Below are 823 nucleotides of genomic sequence, written 5' to 3' on the forward strand. Positions count from 1 at the left end.
GGGCGGGAGCCGATGACGGCGACGGTCTTGCCGGAGAGGCGCTCGGGCGGCTGCGGGGTGACGTCGCCGTTGTCCCAGGCCTTGTCGATGATGGAGACCTCGACGTTCTTGATGGTGACGGGCGCCTGGTTGATGCCGAGGACGCACGCCGACTCGCAGGGGGCCGGGCACAGCCGCCCGGTGAACTCCGGGAAGTTGTTCGTGGCGTGCAGGCGCTCGGAGGCGGCGGACCAGTCCTCGCGGTAGGCGAAGTCGTTCCACTCGGGGATGAGGTTGCCGAGCGGGCAGCCCTGGTGGCAGAACGGGATGCCGCAGTCCATGCAGCGGCCCGCCTGCCTGCTGACGATCGGCAGCAGCGAGCCGGGGACGTGGACCTCGTTCCAGTCCTTGACGCGCTCCTCGACGGGGCGGGTCGGCGCGACCTCGCGGCCCGTGCTCAAAAAGCCCTTGGGGTCAGCCATGGGTCGCCGCCTCCATCATCTTCGCGGTGGTCTCCTGCTCGGAGAGACCGGCGAGCTCGGCGGCGTCCTTGGCGGCGAGCACTGCCTTGTACGTGGACGGGATGATCTTGCTGAACCGGGTCACGGCGGTGTCCCAGTCGGCCAGCAGCTTTCCGGCGACCGTGGAGCCGGTCTCCTCCTGATGGCGCCGCACGACGTCGTGCAGCCACTGCCGGTCGGTGTCGCCGGGGGTTTCGACGGCGCCGAGGTTCCCGGTGTTGACGTTGTCGGGGTCCAGGTCGAGGACGTAGGCGATGCCGCCCGACATCCCGGCGGCGAAGTTGCGGCCGGTCTCACCGAGGACGACGGCGTGGCCGCCGGTC

At 70.4% G+C, this 823-nt stretch carries 1 protein-coding gene and 1 pseudogene; both read right to left on the minus strand.

Features of this window, described 5'->3' with window-relative positions:
• Positions 1 to 461 (minus strand): annotated as a pseudogene (gene gltD, locus IH13_RS0131860) (glutamate synthase); the annotation flags it as partial.
• Positions 454 to 823, minus strand: a 370-nt coding sequence (locus IH13_RS0131865) for a GltB/FmdC/FwdC-like GXGXG domain-containing protein (RefSeq protein ID WP_031089859.1), incomplete at its 5' end; no start/stop codon positions are given. The pseudogene gltD and the gene IH13_RS0131865, both read right to left, overlap by 8 nt.

This window comes from Streptomyces sp. NRRL WC-3549, from assembly GCF_000721935.1.
In the GTDB taxonomy this organism is placed as follows: Bacteria; Actinomycetota; Actinomycetes; order Streptomycetales; family Streptomycetaceae; genus Streptomyces.